At 62.1% G+C, this 20477-nt stretch carries 21 protein-coding genes, 1 tRNA gene and 1 pseudogene; 9 read left to right on the plus strand and 14 right to left on the minus strand.

The window, feature by feature from the left end; genetic code table 11:
* Positions 1–151: 151 nt before the first annotated feature.
* Positions 152–2227, minus strand: coding sequence for a TonB-dependent receptor (locus HU736_RS13680; RefSeq protein WP_186701380.1), 2076 nt, complete (start codon positions 2225–2227; stop codon positions 152–154).
* A gap of 161 nt (positions 2228–2388) precedes the next feature.
* Positions 2389–3603: an MFS transporter gene (locus tag HU736_RS13685; RefSeq protein WP_186701379.1), complete on the minus strand. Its 1215-nt coding sequence runs from the start codon at positions 3601–3603 to the stop codon at positions 2389–2391.
* Positions 3604–3793: 190 nt separating this feature from the next.
* Here HU736_RS13685 and HU736_RS13690 point away from each other — a divergent pair, with 190 nt between their 5' ends.
* The 3 genes and pseudogenes from HU736_RS13690 to HU736_RS22060 form a co-directional block, all read left to right on the plus strand.
* A complete protein-coding gene (locus HU736_RS13690) occupies positions 3794–4720 on the plus strand; it encodes a FecR family protein (protein WP_186701389.1) in 927 nt (308 codons plus the stop codon).
* Positions 4721–4816: 96 nt separating this feature from the next.
* Positions 4817–4893 (plus strand) — tRNA-Met (locus HU736_RS13695).
* A gap of 142 nt (positions 4894–5035) precedes the next feature.
* Positions 5036–5236: pseudogene (locus HU736_RS22060) on the plus strand (LysR family transcriptional regulator); the annotation flags it as partial.
* Here HU736_RS22060 and HU736_RS13700 read toward each other — a convergent pair.
* Genes HU736_RS13700 through HU736_RS13715 form a run of 4 tightly spaced genes read right to left on the minus strand, consistent with a single transcriptional unit; the run spans position 5176 to position 7728 of the window.
* A complete protein-coding gene (locus HU736_RS13700) occupies positions 5176–5760 on the minus strand; it encodes a D-Ala-D-Ala carboxypeptidase family metallohydrolase (RefSeq protein WP_186701378.1) in 585 nt (194 codons plus the stop codon). The pseudogene HU736_RS22060 and the gene HU736_RS13700 sit on opposite strands and share 61 nt — an antisense overlap.
* 46 nt (positions 5761–5806) lie before the next feature.
* Positions 5807–6445 (minus strand): carbonate dehydratase, encoded by a 639-nt coding sequence (can, locus tag HU736_RS13705; protein ID WP_101316418.1) that lies wholly within the window; start codon positions 6443–6445, stop codon positions 5807–5809.
* Between the two features lie 51 nt (positions 6446–6496).
* The gene (rimI, locus tag HU736_RS13710) at positions 6497–6952 is read right to left on the minus strand and encodes a ribosomal protein S18-alanine N-acetyltransferase (protein ID WP_101316416.1); all 456 of its coding nucleotides are present in this window, start codon (positions 6950–6952) and stop codon (positions 6497–6499) included.
* Positions 6949–7728 (minus strand): energy transducer TonB, encoded by a 780-nt coding sequence (locus HU736_RS13715; RefSeq protein WP_186701377.1) that lies wholly within the window; start codon positions 7726–7728, stop codon positions 6949–6951. The genes rimI and HU736_RS13715 overlap by 4 nt, the downstream gene beginning before the upstream one ends.
* A 211-nt stretch (positions 7729–7939) precedes the next feature.
* Between HU736_RS13715 and mksB the strand changes: the two genes are divergently transcribed.
* Genes mksB through mksF form a run of 3 tightly spaced genes read left to right on the plus strand, consistent with a single transcriptional unit; the run spans position 7940 to position 12733 of the window.
* Complete coding sequence (mksB, locus tag HU736_RS13720; RefSeq protein WP_181089112.1) at positions 7940–9208, plus strand: Mks condensin complex protein MksB; 1269 nt, start codon at positions 7940–7942, stop codon at positions 9206–9208.
* Positions 9198–9905: an Mks condensin complex protein MksE gene (mksE, locus tag HU736_RS13725; RefSeq protein ID WP_103436010.1), complete on the plus strand. Its 708-nt coding sequence runs from the start codon at positions 9198–9200 to the stop codon at positions 9903–9905. The genes mksB and mksE overlap by 11 nt, the downstream gene beginning before the upstream one ends.
* On the plus strand, positions 9902–12733 hold the full coding sequence (gene mksF, locus HU736_RS13730; RefSeq protein ID WP_150570021.1) for an Mks condensin complex protein MksF: 2832 nt from the start codon (positions 9902–9904) through the stop codon (positions 12731–12733). Before mksE ends, mksF begins: the two co-directional genes overlap by 4 nt.
* 48 nt (positions 12734–12781) lie before the next feature.
* Here mksF and HU736_RS13735 read toward each other — a convergent pair whose 3' ends face one another.
* From HU736_RS13735 to rplU, 5 genes are all read right to left on the minus strand, one after another.
* On the minus strand, positions 12782–13243 hold the full coding sequence (locus HU736_RS13735; protein WP_150570020.1) for a CreA family protein: 462 nt from the start codon (positions 13241–13243) through the stop codon (positions 12782–12784).
* Between the two features lie 4 nt (positions 13244–13247).
* On the minus strand, positions 13248–14366 hold the full coding sequence (gene proB / locus HU736_RS13740) for a glutamate 5-kinase (RefSeq protein ID WP_101322938.1): 1119 nt from the start codon (positions 14364–14366) through the stop codon (positions 13248–13250).
* Between the two features lie 75 nt (positions 14367–14441).
* Positions 14442–15668, minus strand: coding sequence for an Obg family GTPase CgtA (cgtA, locus tag HU736_RS13745; protein WP_101316404.1), 1227 nt, complete (start codon positions 15666–15668; stop codon positions 14442–14444).
* Positions 15669–15854: 186 nt separating this feature from the next.
* Complete coding sequence (gene rpmA, locus HU736_RS13750) at positions 15855–16112, minus strand: 50S ribosomal protein L27 (RefSeq protein WP_101316402.1); 258 nt, start codon at positions 16110–16112, stop codon at positions 15855–15857.
* 38 nt (positions 16113–16150) lie between these two features.
* Positions 16151–16465 (minus strand): 50S ribosomal protein L21, encoded by a 315-nt coding sequence (gene rplU / locus HU736_RS13755; protein WP_101316400.1) that lies wholly within the window; start codon positions 16463–16465, stop codon positions 16151–16153.
* A gap of 245 nt (positions 16466–16710) precedes the next feature.
* Between rplU and HU736_RS13760 the strand changes: the two genes are divergently transcribed.
* From HU736_RS13760 to HU736_RS13770, 3 genes are all read left to right on the plus strand, one after another.
* Complete coding sequence (locus HU736_RS13760) at positions 16711–17679, plus strand: polyprenyl synthetase family protein (RefSeq protein ID WP_103436007.1); 969 nt, start codon at positions 16711–16713, stop codon at positions 17677–17679.
* Positions 17680–17949: 270 nt separating this feature from the next.
* Complete coding sequence (locus HU736_RS13765; RefSeq protein ID WP_103436006.1) at positions 17950–18291, plus strand: zinc ribbon domain-containing protein YjdM; 342 nt, start codon at positions 17950–17952, stop codon at positions 18289–18291.
* Between the two features lie 147 nt (positions 18292–18438).
* A complete protein-coding gene (locus HU736_RS13770) occupies positions 18439–18684 on the plus strand; it encodes a PA4570 family protein (RefSeq protein WP_101316394.1) in 246 nt (81 codons plus the stop codon).
* 40 nt (positions 18685–18724) lie between these two features.
* Here HU736_RS13770 and bamJ read toward each other — a convergent pair whose 3' ends face one another.
* The 3 genes from bamJ to HU736_RS13785 all read right to left on the minus strand — a co-directional run bounded on the left by bamJ (position 18725) and on the right by HU736_RS13785 (position 20457).
* The gene (gene bamJ / locus HU736_RS13775; RefSeq protein WP_101316392.1) at positions 18725–19342 is read right to left on the minus strand and encodes a BamJ family beta-barrel-assembly machinery protein; all 618 of its coding nucleotides are present in this window, start codon (positions 19340–19342) and stop codon (positions 18725–18727) included.
* A 173-nt stretch (positions 19343–19515) separates the two neighbouring features.
* Positions 19516–20004, minus strand: coding sequence for a TIGR00645 family protein (locus HU736_RS13780; protein WP_101316390.1), 489 nt, complete (start codon positions 20002–20004; stop codon positions 19516–19518).
* Between the two features lie 114 nt (positions 20005–20118).
* On the minus strand, positions 20119–20457 hold the full coding sequence (locus HU736_RS13785; protein ID WP_101316388.1) for a PA4575 family protein: 339 nt from the start codon (positions 20455–20457) through the stop codon (positions 20119–20121).
* Positions 20458–20477: the final 20 nt, after the last annotated feature.

Consider the following 20477-nt stretch of genomic DNA (forward strand, 5'->3'; position numbering starts at 1 on the left):
CTGAAGGGCTTGGAGGAGACGCTGACTACGGCGCATTGCATCGACTACGCAGGTAAATAGGAAGCGGCACTCTAGGCCAAGGCTGGCGAGCGCGTCAATCGGGGGCATGCAAGGGCGGTGAAGCGAACCGTGCGCTTCACCGCCTCCAGGCTTACATGTCGTAACGCAGCGCCAGGCCAAAGGTACGTGGTGCACCGGCATCGATGATGTCGCCGCCACGGTTGTTGGTCACGTACTCCTTGTCGAAGGCGTTTTTGACAAAGCCGGACACCGCGATGTTCTTGGTGACCTTGTACTCGCTGCTGAAGTTGGCCAGCACGTAGTTGTCGCTTCTGCGCTCACCAATAACCTGGCCCGCGGTATTGAAGTCGTATTGCGACGGCGCCGTGCTTTGGTAAGTCAGGTCAGTGTTGAAGGTAAGCCGTTCATTGACCCGATACAACGCGCCCAGCGACATCTTGTACTTGGGCGCATAGAGGAACGCCTCGCCACTGCGGTCCTGGCCGTTGCCGGCAACGAAGTCCTTGTACTTGCCATCGGTGACCGAGCCACCCAAGGTCAGCGTCAGTTGCTCGCTGAGGTCTTTTTCGACAAACACTTCCAGGCCTTTGATGGTGCTGCGACCGGCGTTATACACATTGATAACGTTGCTGTTGTCCTGGCGTACGCTGACCTGCTGGTCTTTCCAGTCGGTGTAATAGAGGTTGGCGCGAGTGCGCAGGCTGCCTTCCATGAACGTCCCGCGATAGGACAGCTCATAGTTGGTGGTGTATTCCGGGTCATACGACTCGTGACCACTGCCGGAGCGCACGTTGACGCCACCGCCGCGATAGCCTTTCTGCACCATGAAGCCGAGGAACTGATTGACCGCCAGTTCATAGTTCAGACCCAGCTTGGGCAACAGGGCGTTGAACGATTCACTGACTTGCCCCGGACTGGACAGGTCGTCCTGCTTGACGTCGGTGTCATTGGTTTCGTGGTCGTAACGCAGGCCGGTGATCAACGTCCAGCGCGGCGCGAAGGTCCAGTTGACCTCACCGAATACAGCCTTGTTATCGATTGTCGTGTCGCCTTTGACGGTGGCGAACAAGGTGTCATCGAACAACAGGCGGTCATGGAATTTGTTGGTGCTGTGGCCGTAATAGGCGCCGATGAAACTCTTCACGTCATCCGAGCTGTAGTTCAGCCGCAGTTCCTGGCTGAACAAATTGCCATCGTGTGCACGGAGGATGACGTCGTTGCTCTCGGCGGTCTGGTCGAAGTCCAGGCGGTTGCTGTAATCGGAGCGGGTGTTGACGGTCATGCTGGTCAGCGACCAGGCATCACTCAGGCGATAGTCGACCTTGGCGCTGACGGTATCCTGCTTGAGGTTGTCAAAGGCCTGGGTATTGGACGACACCTTGTAGTAGCGGACTTTGTCGTTCTCGCGCATGACCGAGTTGTCGCCCTGACGGTGCTCGCTGTGGGCATAAGTCAGCAGTACATCGAGGTCGTCATTGGGCAGGATCAGCAACTTGCCGCGGGCATTGCTGGTGCGATGCGGGTTGGCATCCTTGCCCAGCGCGATATTGTCGATATAGCCGTCGCCGTCCTGGCGGTCCACAGCGATACGCCCGGCGACCTTGCCCTCGACAATGGCGCCACCACCAGCAACGGCCAGGCCTTTCTCACCGTAGTTGCCAACGTTGGTCTGGGCAGAGAAGCTTGGGTCGAAGGTCGGATCCTTGGTCTTGATCACCACTGCACCGGCCAGCGAGTTGCGCCCTTGAGTGGTGGACTGCGGGCCAAGAAACACCTCGACCTGCTCGGTATCCCACAGCGGGTTCGGGCTCAAGGTCAGTGCCCGGTTCGGCTGCACAGCGCCATCGATATAGACCGACACGGCACCGTTCATGGTCGACGGCCCTTGGTCATCGAAACCGGACACCGGCACACCACGGATGCCCCAGTTCTCGTTGCCGGCCTGGCTGTATACCCCAGGCGTTCGCGCAAACACATCAACCAGGCTGTGATCGGCCTTGTCGCGCAGTTGCTGGTCGGTGACGACCACAACGCTGGACTGGGTCTGCTCGAGGGTGCGGTCGATCTTCTCGCCGGTCACCGTGATTGGCGCCATCTCGACCACGTTTGGTGATGCAGCGTTCGATGTTTCAGCGGCCCAGCCGCTATTTGCCAGGCACGCGGCAGCGCCCACAGCCAGGGCAAGCGTATTCTTCTTGAAATTCACGACCCGCTCCACTACGCCAGATATTGTTGTTTTGCGCAGGCCCAATGCTCGTTGCGGCCAGCGGGGCGGATTCTAAGGGAAAGTGAGCGCTATAGGAATAAGATTGATAATGACTCTTATTAACTTGCAGTGAGGCCGCATTTGCGACCCCACTGCACTTGTCAGCGTTTGCCGGTAGACGGTAACAATATTGCCAGCAGGCCAAACAGCGGCAGATACGAACAAAGCGCATACACGTATTCGATCCCGCGCAGGTCGGCCACATAGCCCAGCAGCGCCGCGCCGATGCCGCCAAAGCCGAACATCAGGCCGAAGAAAATCCCGGCGATCATGCCAACATTGCCCGGCACCAGCTCTTGGGCGTAAACGACGATGGCCGAGAATGCCGAAGCGAGGATAAAGCCGATCACCACACTGAGGATGGTGGTCCAGAACTGATCGGCATACGGCAGCGCCAGGGTGAACGGCGCCACACCGAGAATCGAGAACCAGATCACCGCCTTGCGCCCGAAGCGGTCGCCAATCGGCCCGCCAAAGAACGTCCCCGCCGCCACTGCGCCAAGGAACAGGAACAGGTGCAACTGCGAGCTGGCCACCGAAACGTCGAACTTCTCGATCAGGTAGAAGGTGAAATAGCTGGTGAAGCTGGCCATGTAGAAGTACTTGGAAAACACCAGCAAGCCCAGCACCACCAATGCACCAATCACGCGCTGGCGCGACAGGCCATGGGTCGCTTCTACCGCCTTGCGCGCCTTGGCCTGGTTGAGGTGCTCCTTGTACCAGCGGCGCAGCAGCAGGGTTACGCCGAAGAAGAACAAGCCAGCCAGGCCAAACCAGGCGACATGGGTCTGGCCGAACGGAATGACGATCGCTGCTGCCAGCAGCGGGCCCAGCGCCGAGCCGGCATTACCGCCGACCTGGAAGGTCGACTGGGCCAGGCCAAAGCGCCCACCTGAAGCCAACCGGGCAATCCGCGATGTCTCGGGGTGGAATGCTGACGAACCGATGCCGACCAGCGCCGAAGCCACCAGAATCATCGGGAAGCTGCCAACAAATGCCAGCAACACGATCCCGACCAAGGTGCACAGGGTGCCCAGCGGTAGCAGATTCGGCGTCGGCCGCTTGTCGGTGAAAAAGCCCACCCACGGCTGCAACAGCGACGCAGTGATCTGGAACGTCAGAGTGATCAGGCCGATCTGGGCAAAGCTCAAGTTGTAATTGGCCTTGAGCATTGGGTAGATCGCCGGCAGCACGGCCTGGATCAGGTCGTTGATCAGGTGCGCCAGCGCACAGAAGCCGATGATGCGCATCACCAGAGGGTTGGTACCTGAAGCCGTAGTTGCGCTGGAGGTGGTTTGAGAACTGCTGATGGCCATGGGCTCGACATCCGTCCGCGGGTTTGGGATCCGATTATCGGGAAACAAATCGATACATAGCTAGCTTTTTTACCATCGGTCCGACACACACTTGCAAATGGTTCTCAATATAATTAGCATCCATGGCACATTGCCCCACTCCCTTTCGCCGCTTCCGCCTCACCTGCGAGCCGACCGATCAATGAACCCGATGCCCGCCCAGCAGCCCACGCCCGACGCCGATCGCGAGGCACTGGAGTGGTTTTCCATGCTCCGTCAGCCAGGCTGCGATGGGCTGCAGCGGCAGGCGTTCGCCACGTGGCAGCAGCAGGACCCAGCCAACGCCCGCGCCTACGCTGAGCTGGAAGCCTACTGGCAGCAACTCACTCCGCCTCCAGCAAGGCCGCGCCCGCGTCAGTTGCAAACCCGCCGCAGCTATCTCGGCAAAACCCTCGCCGCGCTGTTTCTGTTGATCCTCGCCGCCCTTGCCTATCTGTATTGGCCGTTGATGCAGCGCCTGGCCAGTGAACTGCACACCGCCAGCGGCGAGCGCCGCAGTGTGCGCCTGGCCGACGGTTCAACGATGCACCTGGACAGCGCCAGCGCGATGAACGCCGACCTGCGCGGGCGCACTCGCCAGTTGCAACTGGTGCAAGGTCAGGTTTCGCTCGAAGTGGTGCTCGATGGCCGCGCCCTGGAAGTGCAGGTCGGCCAGGCGCGCATTCAGGTCTATGGCACTCGCCTGATGATCGCCCGCAGCGGCCAACATGATGAACTGGTCGTGCTCAACGGCAAAGCCATGATCATTCAAGGCGGCGATCAACGCCTGCTCTCGGCCGGCGAACGGGTAACCTTCACCGAACAGCGCATCGACCCTGTGCAAAAAGTCGACGTGGAGCGCGTCGAGGCCTGGCGCAGCGGGCACTTGCAGGTCAAGGATCAGCCCCTGGCCAGCGTGCTCGAGCGCCTGGCCGGCTATCAAGGGCAGCGCGTCTGGCTGATGGATGAGCAAACCGCTTATCGCCGGGTCAGCGGTGATTTCAACCTCGACCGCGCCCAGGCCAGCCTCGATCAGCTCGCCGCCGAGCAGCAATTGCAGCTGTATAGCCTGTTCGGCCAGTGGCTGATCGCCCGCTGAAACCGCACTCGCAGGCTAAGCGGTTGAAACCGTGTAAATTTTTTTTGATCCGGGTGTTGACAGAGGGGCGTCTGAAGCGAATAATGCGCGCCAGTTGGCTACATAGCTCAGTTGGTTAGAGCATAGCATTCATAATGCTGGGGTCCGGGGTTCAAGTCCCTGTGTAGCCACCACCCTTCAGATCTACAGATTTCTCACGAGGTCTGTAGATCTAACAAGAAGCCCGCCTAGTGCGGGCTTTCTTGTTTCTGGCGTTCTGTCCTTGAATCGCCCTGCAACCTCTCTCCGTATTCCTCGGGGGAAAATTTCCCTGCCAGCGGCCAATTGCGCGCGCCCGCCGGGTTTATCGCGGATGGCTCGGCGTATCACCTGCTCAGCCCGCAGGCGTTTCTGCCCGGCTGCAAGCGCCAGCGCTTTGCCGACTGGGTGCGCTGCCAATCTCAGGCCTGCCTGGCTCAGCTGGGCCTGATACAGAACGACGAGCCGGCTTTGCCATCACCGCCCCAGGTGCGGTAACCGGCGGTGTCGATATGAATCCGCCCCGACGGATAGCGGCCCAGGCCCATGCTCCAGGCCTGGCCATGCTGCTGCCAGAAGCGGCACAACGGATTGGGGTCAGCCCATGCCGGCAGTAACAGATCGACCGCAAAAGCCCGCGTGTGAGCGCTCGCCACCGCACCGCCAGCACAGGCGTTGAGCTGCGGATCGCGGTACGCCGAGACCACCTCGAACTGGCGCAGAACACCCTGCTCACCCAGCCTTTGCAGCAACGCCAGCGTCGAGCGCACTGCCGGCCACTGCGCTGCCGGCGGCACCGCGAACGGCGAGGCACGACACTGGCGCCAGTCCGACGCCGAGCGCAGCAATTGATGAATCGGCACCACGCCATACAGCCGCGCCTCGACCAGCATCTCGCGAAACGGCCGAGTCTGATGGTCGCCGGCCCACTGGGCGAACATCCACAGGTCGCGCGGGTCGGCCTGAGCAACACTGGCGATGCTCAAGCCAGTTGCACAGAGCAGCATCCTTGCAGTTTTCATTGCTCACCTCTTCAGCCAGTTGGCGGCTACTGGCTTAGAGTTAAGCCTACTCCTGCGGGCGCAGGCGGTATTGCGGCGGCAATTGGGCAAAGCCGCTGATGGTGGTGTCCAGGCTCTTCCAGCGGCCATCCTTGATGCCATAGATGCAACCATGGATAGACAGCTCCTGACCGCGATGCCAGGCGTTCTGGATGATGCTGGTGTGGGCAACGTTGGCCACCTGCTGGATCACGTTCAGCTCGCACATGCGGTCGACACGCGCCTCGTCCGTGTCGAGCTTGGCCAGCTCACCGCGTTTTTCGTAGTAGAGGTCACGAATCGAGCGCAGCCAGCCGTCGATCAGTCCGAGTTGACGGTCCTGCATGGCCGCGCGCACGCCGCCGCAGCCATAGTGGCCGGTGACCAGGATGTGTTTGACCTTGAGCACTTCGACCGCGTACTGAATCACCGACAGGCAGTTAAGGTCGGTGTGCAGCACCACGTTGGCGACGTTGCGGTGGACGAACAGATCGCCCGGCAGCATGCCGACGATCTCGTTGGCCGGCACGCGTGCGTCGGAGCAGCCGATCCAGAGAAACTCCGGCGTCTGCTGACGGGCCAGCTTGGCGAAGAAGTCCGGGTCACGCTGGGTGATCGCGTCAGCCCAGCGCTCGTTGTTGTCGATCAGTTCCTGCAGGTCGTGCATGGTCTTGCCTCATCAGGTTATGCCTGTGTGACTGGACCTGACGGCGCAAGGTCACTCGTCGAACAGGGTGCAGGCCATTACCAGGGCATCTTCGCGACCACCGGCCATTGGATAGTAGTCGCGGCGCCGGCCAATCTCGTTGAAGCCGAAGCGTTCATACAGACGATAGGCCGACTGGTTGCTCGCGCGCAGCTCGAGGAAGCACTCGCGGCCATTGAGCTTGTAGGCCTCGGCCATGAGTTTTTCCAGCAGGCGCAGGCCCAGGCCGCGGCCCTGGTTTTCCGGTTTTACGGTGATGTTGAGCAGGTGCGCTTCGTCGATGATCACGTTGATCACACCATGACCCACCTGCTGGGCGCCATCGAACATCAACCAGATCTGGTATGACTTGAGCGCATCCAGAAAAATCCCGCGGGTCCAGGGATGGCTGAACGCGGCGTACTCGATCTTCAGCACCGCATCCAGGTCCGCCTCGGTCATCGGGCGGAAACTGATCGAATCACTCATTCAACGCTCTTCCAGCGCGCCATCAGCTGGCGCATCGCTTGCCAGACGTCCGCCTTGCGCTGCGGCTCGTCCATCAACAGTTCCAGGCCAGGCAGCGCCCAGGCAGTGCCCAGCGCTTCGACCTGCAGCTCTTGGTAATAGGCCGGTGCCTCGGCCTGGGCGGCAAAGCGCAGCGCCGGCAGGCCGATCAGCCACAGGCAGGTGCAGGGTGATTCTTCCAGGCGCGCCTGGATAAAGCCCTGGACGAAGTCACGCGCAGCCTCGGGGCCTTGGTCCATGTTGCCGCGTACCAGCAGCGGCCAACGGATCGGCTCGCCGATGATCTGCGGCGCATCCGGCAGGCCGGCGGCGCGGAGCATGTCCTTGAGCAGCAGGTAGGATGGGTCGCGGCTCTGGAACGGCTGACCAGTGGCCAGCTCGACCAGCACCAGGCAACCGCCGGCGCGCAGTAACTGCAGGGCAAACCGTGGCGGTGGCACCGGCGCCGCACGGACCACTGGCTCAGCCTCGGTCTCGGCCGGCTTGGCCGCTGGCTTGACGCTGCTGGCTGGGCGCGGAATCTCGATTTTCGGCCGTTCGATGCTGCGTGCCTGCGGCGCGACCGGTGCGGCGGCGGGCGCTGGCGCCAGGGCTTCGAGCTCGACTTCCTCGACCGGCGCCTGCGGCAGCAGCAGCTCGGGGCGCGACGGCGCGGCGAACGGCAGTTCGGCACGCGGCAGCCAGTGCACCACTTGCATGGCAGACAGGTAAGCGCGGCGGCGGGACTCGATCAGCACAGCACGGTCATCCGGGAAAAGTCAGTCGCGCATTCTAACGCCGTTGACCGCCCCGCGCCGCTACAGGTTGGCGGAAATTTGCCAGCCGGCAAAACCCTGGGCCAACCCGGTAAATCCCTGACGCAATCTCATTACAGACCAAGGGGTGAATTCCTCCCCCCTGGATGCAGTACAATCGCCGGCTTTAATTTGGCAACGAGTCGACCCGCCAATGATCGAACCCAAGCGCGTCCTGCGCGCCCTCGCCGAACACTGGGCATTGATCGAGCCGCTGTGTGAACGTTTCGACCAGGGCACATTGAGCCTGATCGAACTGCGCCAGCAACTCGGCCGCCAGCAGGTAGAAAGCACCCCGCAGGACATCACTCAGCTGCTCGATGTGTGGATCCGCCTGGATATTCTGGTACCGGTGGCAAAAAGCCCGAACCGCTTCGAGCTGAATGCGCAGATCCACGACTTCCTGGCCTACCTGCGCCGCGAGCACCGGCTCGGCCTGTGCCTGGAAATCGAAGCCTATCTGCGCCATCTGGAGCGCTTGGCCGGGCATATTCAGGACGCATTCGACAACCGCGACAGCGACGATCTGGCGCGCCAGCTGCGTTTGCTCGACATGCGCGTGCGCGACGTGTTGAAGAAACTCGACAACGACGAGCAGGCGCTGGTGGCCGTGGCCGAACGGGCCAAGACCAGCAACCGGCAGATCCCGCTGCGCCAGCGCTACGCCGAAGTACTGGCAACCTGGGACGAGTACGTCGAGCCGATGATCCAGCTGGTCAACGCCGACGGTGCCTTCGAGCAAGGCGTGCGCAAGGTCGAGACGGTGCTGCTGCGCCTGCTCGGCGAGCAGGCGCGGCTCGGCCATCTGGTCGACGACGACATGCTCCTGCGCACCCATGCACGCATCCTCGAGATGCAGACCAGCGCCCAGCTGACCCTGCGCCATGCCCGCGAACTGCTGCTGCCGTTGCGCGAAGAAGCGCGCCGGCACAACGCCGTGACCCGTGGCGCGGCGCTGGCCCTGTCGGTGATCCGGCGCAAGGGCATCGATGCCGTGCCGCACGCGGCCATGCCGATGTTCACTCGACCGCAAAGCACCTTTCTCGGCAGCGCCAGCCAGGTCGAGGCCTACGTTTACGCGCTGGCCCGCTTCGAGCCCAAGCCGGCGCGCTTCCCCAAGGCCCACCGCACCGACAAGGGCCCGACGCCACGTGCCCCGCGCACGGTCAAGGAGATGCTCGAACGCTGTGCCAGCGCTCTGCCACTGCCCGACCTGATGGTCTGGCTGCTGGAGCAGGAGCCCGAAGGCGCCACCGACGAGCTGCTGTACTGGTTCTCGCGCCTGTCGCGCGAGAAGCGCTTCAGCCGCGAGCGCCTCGAACGGCGCGACTATCTCACCGCCGAACACCGGGTGAGCCTGCGCTCCTTCGCCCTGACCGAATCATCGCCTGCATCCACTGCGAGCCCAGCCAATGCATCTTGATCTCTCCGAACTGTCCCAGCTCGCGCCGATCTTCCGCGAGCTGTTCAAAGGCTTCCACGTCAGCCGCCGCGACCCCGAGTTGTACGCCCAGCTGTCGAACTTCCAGGACCAGTACCGCACCCTGTTCAAGGCGCTTGGCTTCGAGCTGGTGTGCGATACCCGCGGTTTCTATTACTTCGTGCCAGAGCTGGCTGCTGCGCAGGTCAACAAGACCGCCCAGCGCCTGTCGCTGTTCACTTTCATCCTGGTTGAACACCTGGCTGACCAGGGCCGCGACCCGATCGCCGTGCTCGATGGCGGCAGCATCGGCCGTGATGAGCTGCCGTCGCTGCTGGAAAAGTACCGCGACCTGTTCATTCAGGCCGAAGTACAGACCGTCGACGAGCTTGAAGAAAAGATCCTCCGGCGCATGACCCAGCTGGGCTTCGCTCATGAAGAAGGCGGCATCTACCGTTTCCTGCCGCCGATGCACCGCTTCATCGATGTGTGCCTGTCGGTGCAGCAGGACCGCGACCTGGCCGCGACCCTGCACAGCGCCCTGCCACTGCCGGTACCGGTGCTGGCCGACGACGACAGCGCCGAACAACTCGACAGCACCGACGACCCGCTCGACCTCAGCCCGTTTGCCGGCGACGAGAGCGAAGAAGATGCCCTTGCCCGCGCCATCCGCGAAGAGCAACAGGAGATTGACGCATGAGCCAGCAACGCTACGGCATCCGCCGCTTCGCCTTGCTCAACACCGCCGGCTACAGCCTCGGCCTGTTCCCGCTGGAGCACCCGCTGTCGGTCTATGGCGCCAACAACCTGGGTAAGTCGGCGTCGATCAACGCCCTGCAGTTCCCGATTCTGGCGCGCATGTCGGACATGAGCTTCGGCAAGTACAGCCTCGAGCAGTCGCGCCGCTTCTACTTCGCCAGCGACACCAGCTACATCCTCTGCGAGCTGGATCTGCCCCATGGCCCGCACGTGATTGGCGTAGTCGGCCGCGGCCCGGGCGGCGGCTTCGGTCACCAGTTCTTTGCCTACCAAGGCCAGCTGGACCTGGCTCACTACCAGAAAGACGACACCTGCCTGCGCCAGAAGGAGCTGTTCACCAACCTTGAGCGCAATGGCCTCAAGGCTTACGAGCTGAAGCCCGACGAACTGCGCCGTCTGCTGGTCGGTGGCCACACTTCGGTGCCACTGGACCTGACCCTGATCCCGTTGCGCTCGACCAGCGAGCAGAGCCTGAAGACCTTCCGCGCCCTGTTCATCAACCTGCTGCACATGCGCGAAATCACTGCAGCCAAGCTCAAGCAGCTGTTCCTCGATGCCTTCGAGCACAGCCTGCGCTCGGGCAGCGTCGACTACATCGCTGCCTGCGAAGAGGCCTTCCGCGACGTACGCCGCATGGAAGGCGATTACAACGCCCTGGTCGCCGCCGGGCCGTTGGTCGAAGCCCTGGCCGGCGGCGTCGCCCAGCGCGACATCCTGCGTGGCAAGCTGCATCGCCTGTCGCCGCTGCTGGATAACCTGCTCGGCACCTGGCAGGAATATGCCATGGCGCGTAAAGAAGAACTGGTGATCCAGTCCGAGCATTACCGCAGCGAGCAGGACCGCCTGCAGAACGACCAACGCGGCGGTACCCAGGAGCTGATGCGCCTGGAGCGCGAGATCAGCGGTATCCAGCGCTGGCTGGGCGAACTGTCGGTGCTGAAGAATCGCTTTGCGCTGGTCGATGATGTACGCGTCCTCGAGCAGCAGTTGCTTGCCGCCAAGGACGCCCACGACGAACTTGCCGGCGCCCTGGCGCAATCGCGGCAGTTCTCCGCCGAAGACCTCGACGAGCGTGTGCGTGACCTCGAGAAGCGGGTCAAGGTGGTCAAGCAGCAGCTCGATCATGCCGACAACAACAGCTACGCACGCCTGCGCGAAGAGTTCTCGCAAGGCGACGTCGACCGCCTGATGCGCCTGTTCAACGGCGCACTGTTCAGCCTGCCGCTGGGCGAGCGCGGCATCGAGCTGGATGACAGCGACCTCTGGGTCAAGTCACTGGAAGCGGTGCTCGACAGCTTCAAGGGCGAGCGTTTCGAAGCCCCGGGCCTGTCCATCGACCTCTCGCACATCGAGCCGCCGGCGCTGCAAGCGTTGGCTGACCGCGCGGCCCTGCGCGACCAGAAAGACCGCCTCGACCGCGAACTCAAGCAGCTCAAGACCCAGCAGGCGGTCGCCGCCGACCGCACCGCCAGCAAGGCCCAGACCGAAGCCCTGTACCAGCAGGTACTGGATGCGCAAAAGGCCCTGGAAGACTTCCGTCGCAGCGAAACCCTGGCCGCTGAAGAGCCAGAGAAGCTTGAGCAACTGGCCCAGCTTGAAGCGGCCCAGGACGAACTCAAGCGCTCCAGCGACGCCTTCACCGAGCGCGTCCAGCAACTGTCGGCCAAGCTGCAACTGGTCGGCCGTCAGTTGGCCGATCTCGAAGCCAAGCAGCGCACCCTCGAAGACGCCCTGCGCCGCCGTCAGCTGCTACCCAACGACATGCCGTTCGGCACGCCGTTCATGGAAGCGGTGGACGACTCGATGGACAACCTGCTGCCGCTGCTCAACGACTACCAGGACAGCTGGCAGGCGCTGCAGCGGGCAGATAACCAGATCGAGGCGCTGTACGCCCAGGTACGCCTCAAAGGGGTGGCCAAGTTCGACAGCGAAGACGACATGGAGCGCCGCCTGCAGCTGCTGATCAACGCCTACTCGCACCGCACCGAAGAAGCCCTGACCCTGGCCAAGGCGCGCCGTGCGGCGGTTACCGACATCGCCCGGACCCTGCGCAACATCCGCAGCGACTACGACAGCCTTGAGCACCAGCTAGCGCTGTTCAACCGCGAGATCAACAAGCGCCAGGTGTCCAACCTGGAAAGCTTCCGCGTGGTGCTGGCGCCGAACAAGGAAGCGCTCAAGCACATCGACCAGATCATCCACAGCGCTGGCCAGTACGAAGAAGGCGAGACCCTGTCGGTGTTCGACCTGACCCAGAGCAGCGACCAGGATCACAAGAACGAAGAGGCCAAGGAGTACCTGGCCCGGCTGGTGGCAGCCAACCACAACCAACTGGGCCTCAAGGACTTGTTCGAGCTAGCGTTCGAGATCACCAAGATCAACAGCCAGCCGGTGATCCACGCCGACATCGATGGCGCTGCCTCCAACGGCACCACCATGACCATCAAGGCGCTGACCAACATGTACTTGTTGCTGCACCTGATGGACCGCGACCTGGCCGGACGCATTCGCTTGCCGTACTACCTCGACGAGGCCGCCGACATCGACGAACGCAACCAGGCGGCGCTGCTCGAGACCAGCCAGCAGCTGGGCTTCGTGCCGATTCTGGCCAGCGTCAAGCCACAGGTGTCGGCGCACGTGGCGATCGATCTGGAAGGTGGTAGCGGGCCGAATGGCATCTACATTGACGAATCAGACTGGAAGTACATCAGCCGGATCGATGCAGAGAAGGCGATTGTGCGTGAGGATGTGGCCGAGGAATTGGCCTGATCTGCGGTAACGGGGGCTGCAAAGCAGCCCCAAAATACGTACTACCTGCTACTGCGCCCAAGGCAGGATTGGAATCGCCGTCACCGCGTTCTGCGGGCTGCCTTCGATCATGCGATCGCTGTAGACCAGGTACACCAGGGTGTTGCGCTTCTTGTCGAGAAAACGCACCACCTGCATGGTCTTGAACACCAGCGAGGTGCGCTCCTTGAACACCTCGTCACCGTCCTTGAGTTCACCCTTGAAGTTGATCGGCCCAACCTGACGGCAGGCGATCGACGCTTCTGCACGGTCCTCGGCCAGGCCCAGGCCACCCTTGACGCCGCCAGTCTTGGCCCGCGACAGGTAGCAGGTGACACCCTCGACCTTGGGGTCATCGAAGGCTTCGACGACGATCCGATCATTCGGCCCGACAAACTTGAACACGGTCGAGACCTGGCCGATTTCTTCAGCGCCCGCGACCATCGGCAGCATCAACACCGCCACGGCAAACAGCTTTTTCAGCACAGTCATCCCCTTACACCAGAACCAGGTTATCACGGTGCACCAGCTCGGGCTCCGCGCTGTAGCCAAGCAACGCCTCGATTGCATCGGACGGTTGGCCGATGATCTTCTGCGCTTCCAACGCACTGTAATTGGCCAGCCCGCGGGCCACTTCATGGCCGTCCGGGCCGACGCAGATCACCATCTCGCCGCGACGGAAGCTGCCCTGAACAGTCTTGACCCCAACCGGCAGCAGGCTCTTGTTGGCCTGGCGCAGTGCCTGCACGGCACCCTCGTCGAGCACCAGTGTGCCGCGGGTCTGCAGGTGGCCTGCCAGCCACTGCTTGCGCGCCGCGAGCATGCCGCGCTCTGGCGACAGCAGCGTGCCGAGGCGCTCACCGGCCTTGAGCCGATCCAGCACGCGTTCGATGCGTCCGCCAATGATGATGGTGTGCGCGCCGGAACGCGCGGCCAGACGCGCCGCACGCAGTTTGGTCTGCATGCCGCCGCGCCCCAGCGCACCGCCGGTGCTGCCGGCCACGGCGTCGAGCGCCGGGTCATCGGCGCGCGCTTCGAAGATCAGCTGGGCGTCGGGGTTGTGCCGTGGGTCGGCATCGAACATACCGTCGCGGTCGGTGAGAATCACCAGCAGGTCCGCCTCGACCAAGTTGGCCACCAGCGCTGCAAGGGTGTCGTTGTCGCCGAAACGTATCTCGTCGGTAACCACCGTGTCGTTCTCGTTGATCACCGGCACCACACCCAGATCGACCAGCGTGCGCAGGGTGCTGCGGGCATTCAGGTAACGCTTGCGGTCAGACAGATCGTCGTGGGTCAGGAGGATCTGCGCGGTGTGCTTGCCGTGCTCACCAAAGCTCGACTCCCACGCCTGCACCAGGCGCATCTGGCCCAGCGAGGCGGCGGCCTGCAGCTCGTTCATGGCACTCGGTCGCTTGTTCCAGCCAAGCTGGCTCATGCCCGCTGCTACGGCCCCGGAAGAGACCAGCACCAACTCCACCCCTGCTTCACGCAGGGCCACCATCTGCTCGACCCAAACGCCCATGGCACCGCGGTCCAGGCCCTTGCCATCGGCGGTCAGCAGGGCGCTGCCGATCTTCACGACCCAGCGCTTCGCGCCCGTCACCTTGCTTCGCATCTTCATCCAACCCATGTCGATTCGTAGATACTAAAACGCCGCTCCTGAGAGCGGCGTTTAGTGTACTGCAAGCGATCAGTCGCGCACGTAAATGATTTCCGGGCCGTCTTCGTCGTCCTCGAAATCATCATCCCAGACATCGTCTTCGCCGACGCTGTGCACGCTCTTGACGCCAGTGCGGCGCAAGGTACGGGCATCGTCCAGGGCCTGCAACTGAGCACGCGCTTCGTCTTCGATGCGCTGATCGAGGCTGGCCAGCTGCGCGGCGTAGGCCGGGTCGGCGGCCAGGCGGTCGGCGCGGTCTTCGAGGTAGCGCATGATGTCGCGGCTGAGGGCTTCGGTACCCTGCTTGGAGATTGCCGAGATCACATAGACCGGCCCCTTCCACTGCAGGCGCTCGACCACTTCCTTGACCCGCTCGTCACGCTCGTCATCCATCAGCATGTCCGACTTGTTCAGCACCAGCCAGCGCTCACGCTCGGCCAGCGACGGGCTGAAGCGGGTCAGCTCGTTGACGATGACTTCGGCAGCGTCGGCCGAGTTGGTCTCGTCCAGCGGCGCCAGGTCAACCAGATGCAGCAGGATGCGAGTGCGCGCCAGGTGCTTGAGGAAGCGGATACCCAGGCCGGCACCTTCCGAGGCGCCTTCGATCAGGCCGGGGATGTCGGCGATGACGAAGCTCTTCCAGCGGTCGACGCTGACCACGCCCAGGTTTGGCACCAGGGTGGTGAACGGGTAGTCGGCGACTTTCGGCTTGGCGGCCGATACCGAGCGGATGAAGGTACTTTTGCCAGCGTTGGGCAGGCCGAGCAGGCCGACGTCAGCGAGGACTTTCATTTCCAGTTTCAGGTCACGCTGATCGCCCGGCTTGCCTGGGGTGGTCTGGCGTGGAGCACGGTTGGTGCTGGACTTGAAACGGGTGTTGCCCAGGCCGTGCCAGCCGCCTTGGGCGACCATCAGCTTTTGCCCGGCCTTGACCAGGTCGCCGATCACTTCCTGGGTCGAGGCATCGATCACGGTGGTGCCAACCGGCACCCGCAGGATCATGTCTTCGCCCTTCTTGCCGGTGCAGTCGGTACTGCCACCGTTGGCGCCGCGCTGGGCGTCGAAGTGACGGGTGTAGCGATAGTCGACCAGGGTGTTGAGGTTTTCGTCGGCAATCATGTACACCGAGCCACCGTCGCCGCCATCACCACCGTTGGGGCCACCGTTCTCGATGAACTTCTCGCGGCGGAAGCTCATGCAACCGTTACCGCCATCACCGGCTTTGACCCGGATCGATACTTCGTCAACAAACTTCATAGAAACCGCCTCTCGTCAGCAGACGAGTTGAAATGACTCAAAAACATGAGGCTCTTGCAAAAATGAGCGCGGCGACCCCGAGACGCAGAGACCGACGCCGGCAGCCCAGACAAACAGCTTTGCAAGAGGCTCACCACAAACGAAAAAGCCCCGTCGCGTGACGGGGCTTCTCCAGCGACAGCGCGATTAGCCCGCGACGACGCTCACGTAACGGCGGTTGAATTCGCCTTTCTTCTCGAACTTGATCACGCCTTCGATCTTGGCGAACAAGGTGTGATCCTTGCCCATGCCAACGCCGTAGCCGGCGTGGAACTGGGTGCCACGCTGACGGACGATGATGTTGCCGGCCTTGATGACCTGGCCGCCATACATCTTCACGCCAAGGCGTTTCGATTCTGAGTCGCGACCGTTACGAGTACTACCACCAGCCTTCTTGTGAGCCATGGTTCAATTCTCCAAATAAATTCAGGGGATCTAGGAAATTAAGCCTGGATGCCGGTGATTTTGATCTCGGTGAACCACTGGCGGTGGCCCATACGCTTCATGTGGTGCTTACGACGACGGAACTTGATGATGCGAACCTTGTCGTGACGGCCTTGCGAGATGACCTCGGCAACCACGGTAGCGCCAGCAACAACTGGAGCACCGATGGTGACTGCGTCGCCATTGGCAACCAGCAGGACGCGATCGAAGGTCACGGATTCGCCAGTGGCGATTTCCAGCTTCTCGATCTTCAGGTATTCACCTTCAGCGACTTTGTACTGCTTGCCGCCGGTAACAATTACTGCGTAAGACATGGTATTTCTCCGATAATCCTGCTCACCCAGCTCTTTATATATTGAGTATTGGCTGGCATGGCTGCACAAGGCTGGAACGGCCCGGCGCAATTGCGTAAGGCAGGTGCTGCCCAGGAAAGTTAGGGTGCGCGATTGTACGCAACCCAGGATGGCCTTGCAAGTCCCGCCCCGGCGCGGCAGGCAGCGTGCCTTGACACACCGCAACCCTCGACCTAGCATGCCGCGCAACCCCAATGGAGCAGCCGATGCAACCCCAAACCTTCTACCGCGCGGTAGCTGATGATTTCAGCGCCGTCGACGAGATCATCAAGAAGCAGCTGACCTCGCGCGTGCCGCTGGTATCGAAGATCGGCGACTATATCACGTCGGCCGGCGGCAAACGCCTGCGGCCCTTGCTGGTACTGCTCTGCGGCAAAGCGCTGGGTCGCGAGAGCGACGACCTGCGCCTGCTGGCAGCGACCATCGAGTTCCTCCACACCGCTACCCTGCTGCACGACGATGTGGTCGACATGTCCGGCATGCGCCGTGGCCGCTCCACCGCCAACGCACTATGGGGCAACGCGCCGAGCGTGCTGGTGGGCGACTTCCTTTATTCGCGCTCGTTCGAAATGATGGTCGAACTGGGTTCGATGTCGGTGATGCAGATCCTCGCCAAGGCCACTCGCGTGATCGCCGAAGGCGAAGTGCTGCAGCTGTCGCGGGTGCGTGATGCGAGCACCAGCGAAGAGGTGTACATGGAAGTCATCCGCGGCAAAACCGCGATGCTCTTTGAAGCCTCGACCCACAGCGCCGCTGCGCTGGCAGGCGCCAGCGACGAGCAACGTGAAGCGCTGCGCACCTTTGGCGATCACCTTGGCGTGGCCTTCCAGCTGGTCGACGACCTGCTCGACTATCAGGGCGACTCGGAGACCCTGGGCAAGAACGTCGGCGACGATCTGGCCGAAGGCAAGCCGACCCTGCCGCTGATCTACACCATGCGCGAAGGCTCGCCCGAGCAGGCCGCACTGGTGCGCAAGGCGATCCAGAAGGGTGGCCTGGAAGACCTCGAGCAGATTCGCGCAGCCGTGCAGGACTCAGGCGCCCTCGCCTACACCGCGCAGATGGCCCGCGACTACGTCGCCCGCGCCATCGCCTGCCTGGAAGTACTGCCAGCCAGCGAGTACCGCGATGCACTGGTCGAGCTCAGCGAGTTTGCGGTAGCCCGTACTCACTAAGCAGGGCTGCTGGGCCAGCGATGGTTTAGATACCGTGCGCGGTCTGCTTTGTGTAGGAGCGGCCTTGTGTCGCGAAAGGCCAGCATAGCTGGCCCGGCAATTTCGGCGGCGAAGCTGATATCTGGGGCCGCTACGCGCCCCTTTCGCGACACAAGGCCGCTCCTACACGAGCTGCACCAACTCCGGTTGATGAGAGCGAATCTCATCGCCCCGTTCACCGGCAAAACCTTATACAATGTAGGCTTTTCCAGCCCTGCCAAAGGACCCGTAGTGAGCACTCTGCCTGCCTGCCCCAAATGCAATTCCGAATATACCTACGAAGACGGCACCCAGCTGATCTGCCCTGAATGCGCCCACGAGTGGTCGGCCAGCGACGATGCCGAAGCAGCCAGCGATGACGTGGTGAAGAAGGATTCGGTCGGTAACGTCCTGCAGGACGGCGACACCATCACCGTGATCAAGGACCTCAAAGTCAAGGGCACCTCGCTGGTGGTCAAGGTCGGCACCAAGGTCAAGAACATCCGCCTGTGCGACGGCGACCATGACATCGACTGCAAGATCGACGGCATCGGCCCGATGAAGCTCAAGTCCGAGTTCGTGCGCAAGGTCTGACTCGCTCTGGTCTGGGGCTGCCCTCGGTGGCCCCGACAGATCCTGCAACAGGATCGACCGACCATTGGCGAAAAAAACCAATAGTTACTTGCTATTTTGATAATAAGAATTATTCTCATTGGAAACCGCTATCCAAGGAGAGTAGCCATGACTTATCTGATTGACGCCTGGCTGGACCGCCCCCATCCCTACCTGAGAATTCTCCACCGCGAGACCGGTGAAGTGTGCGCGGTACTTGAGCAGGACGCCCTCAACGAGCTACGCGACCAGGGTGACCTGGACCTGCATGGGCTTAATTCAAGCGAGCCGGTGGTGCTCAAGGAGCTGGTACGCAATTTGTTTCTGTTCTGCTATGCACGGGCATTGCGCCCTGGCGGGACTGACTGGAACTGAAGGTCAAGCGAAAGGGCCGCACCAGGCGGCCCAGACGGTCTTACAGAACGTCGAGCAGCTCGACGTCGAACACCAGAACGCTGTGCGGCGGGATGCTGCCAACGCCTTGAGCGCCGTAAGCCAGCTCGCTGGGCACGTACAGGCGCCATTTGCTGCCGGCATTCATCAGCTGCAGAGCTTCGGTCCAGCCGGCGATCACGCCACCAACCGGGAATTCAGCAGGCTGACCACGATCGTAGGAGCTGTCGAATACAGTGCCGTCGATCAGGGTGCCATGGTAGTGGGTGCGTACAGTGTCGTCGCGGCTTGGCTTGGCGCCAACACCGGCGGTCAGTACTTCGAACTGCAGGCCCGAAGCCAGGGTGGTGATGCCTTCGCGCTTGGCGTTTTCAGCCAGGAACTCGACGCCCACAGCAGCAGCGACTTCAGCCTTGGCAGCGGCTTCGGCTTGCATGATGTCGCGGATGGTCTTGAACGCAGCCGACAGGTCGGCCTCGTTGACGCGGCTTTCAACGCCATTGAAGGCGTCGGTCAGGCCGGCGACGATGGCTTCCAGGCTGACGCCTGGTGGTGGGTTGTCACGCAGCTGACCGCCGAGCTGACGGCCAATGCCGTAGCTGACGCGGGTTTCGTCGGTGGACAGAATGAGTTCGGACATTGACTTGCTCCGCAGCAGGGCGCAGTGCAGCCGCGCCCTTGATCAAAAGGGCGAGCAGCCTAGCACACTGCGGCGCAGCAGATCAGCTACCGGGCCACTGCGCACCGCAGATACACAACCGCCCGGCCGTTGGGCAACGGTCGGGCGGCATGGGCAATGCGGCAGAGCAGCGCTTAGTGCTTGGTCAGCTTGTCCAGATAACCCATGACAAATGCCGAAATGACAAAGGTCATGTGGATGATCACGTACCACATCAGCTTGTCAGTGGAGATGTTCTGCGCATCCATGAACACCCGCAGCAGATGAATCGAAGAAATTGCCACGATCGACGCGGCGACTTTCATCTTCAGCGAGGTCGAGTCCATCTTGCCCAGCCAGCTGAGCTTTTCCTTGCTGTCGTCGATGTCCAGCTGCGAGACGAAGTTCTCGTAGCCAGAGATCATCACCATCACCAGCAGGCCGCCAACCAGCGACATGTCGATCAGCGACAGGATGACCAGGATCAGGTCGGCTTCGCTGAGAGCGAACACATTGGGCAGCACATGCAGGACTTCTTGGAAGAACTTCAGCGCCAGCGCCAGCAGGCCAAGCGACAGGCCAAAGTAGATCGGGGCAAGCAACCAACGCGATGCGTACATCGCGTTCTCGAGAAAACGTTCCATGGAGGATCAAACTCGTCAGGTGAGCGGAAAGCGATCGCGAGTATAGCCACCCACCTGTTACAGCAAAAGCCTGCGGTCGGTTGCCGCAGGGTACAAATCGCTCAAGCGGACGGGTCAGGTTTCAGGGTGAAACTGATAGTCCCCCAAATTGCGGCAGCGTTCACCGTTGATCTTGCGCAGTTGCCCTTGCAGGTGCACACACCAGATCTGCGGGTCTTCAGCGACGTGGTAACCATGCAAGGTCAGGCTGTCGACAATCGCGTTGAGCACCGACTCGGCCACCAGCGGTCCATGAAACGGCCCCTGGGCCTTGATCGCCGAAGGCTGTTCACCGGCCATGCCGGCCGCAAACAGCAGCGTCCACATGCCGTTGTCGCCAGACAGCGGACGAATGCTGCATTCAATACGAGTCACCAGGCCAAGGCACTGGCGGGTGAGACTGAGGTTGCGCATGGCGGCGTCCCCTCCGAGGT

This window comes from Pseudomonas shirazensis, from assembly GCF_014268785.2.
GTDB lineage: Bacteria > Pseudomonadota > Gammaproteobacteria > Pseudomonadales > Pseudomonadaceae > Aquipseudomonas > Aquipseudomonas shirazensis.

Bases quoted from the DNA above. Each gene is read 5' to 3' on its own strand.
- HU736_RS13685 (WP_186701379.1), bottom strand. From the start codon at position 3,603: ATGGCCATCAGCAGTTCTCAAACCACCTCCAGCGCAACTACGGCTTCA.
- HU736_RS13735 (WP_150570020.1), bottom strand. From the start codon at position 13,243: ATGACTGTGCTGAAAAAGCTGTTTGCCGTGGCGGTGTTGATGCTGCCG.
- mksF (WP_150570021.1), top strand. From the start codon at position 9,902: ATGAGCCAGCAACGCTACGGCATCCGCCGCTTCGCCTTGCTCAACACC.
- cgtA (WP_101316404.1), bottom strand. From the start codon at position 15,668: ATGAAGTTTGTTGACGAAGTATCGATCCGGGTCAAAGCCGGTGATGGC.
- rplU (WP_101316400.1), bottom strand. From the start codon at position 16,465: ATGTCTTACGCAGTAATTGTTACCGGCGGCAAGCAGTACAAAGTCGCT.
- HU736_RS13770 (WP_101316394.1), top strand. From the start codon at position 18,439: ATGACTTATCTGATTGACGCCTGGCTGGACCGCCCCCATCCCTACCTG.
- bamJ (WP_101316392.1), bottom strand. From the start codon at position 19,342: ATGTCCGAACTCATTCTGTCCACCGACGAAACCCGCGTCAGCTACGGC.
- rpmA (WP_101316402.1), bottom strand. From the start codon at position 16,112: ATGGCTCACAAGAAGGCTGGTGGTAGTACTCGTAACGGTCGCGACTCA.
- HU736_RS13780 (WP_101316390.1), bottom strand. From the start codon at position 20,004: ATGGAACGTTTTCTCGAGAACGCGATGTACGCATCGCGTTGGTTGCTT.
- mksB (WP_181089112.1), top strand. From the start codon at position 7,940: ATGATCGAACCCAAGCGCGTCCTGCGCGCCCTCGCCGAACACTGGGCA.
- HU736_RS13760 (WP_103436007.1), top strand. From the start codon at position 16,711: ATGCAACCCCAAACCTTCTACCGCGCGGTAGCTGATGATTTCAGCGCC.
- proB (WP_101322938.1), bottom strand. From the start codon at position 14,366: ATGCGAAGCAAGGTGACGGGCGCGAAGCGCTGGGTCGTGAAGATCGGC.
- HU736_RS13700 (WP_186701378.1), bottom strand. From the start codon at position 5,760: ATGAAAACTGCAAGGATGCTGCTCTGTGCAACTGGCTTGAGCATCGCC.
- HU736_RS13690 (WP_186701389.1), top strand. From the start codon at position 3,794: ATGCCCGCCCAGCAGCCCACGCCCGACGCCGATCGCGAGGCACTGGAG.
- rimI (WP_101316416.1), bottom strand. From the start codon at position 6,952: ATGAGTGATTCGATCAGTTTCCGCCCGATGACCGAGGCGGACCTGGAT.
- can (WP_101316418.1), bottom strand. From the start codon at position 6,445: ATGCACGACCTGCAGGAACTGATCGACAACAACGAGCGCTGGGCTGAC.
- mksE (WP_103436010.1), top strand. From the start codon at position 9,198: ATGCATCTTGATCTCTCCGAACTGTCCCAGCTCGCGCCGATCTTCCGC.
- HU736_RS13785 (WP_101316388.1), bottom strand. From the start codon at position 20,457: ATGCGCAACCTCAGTCTCACCCGCCAGTGCCTTGGCCTGGTGACTCGT.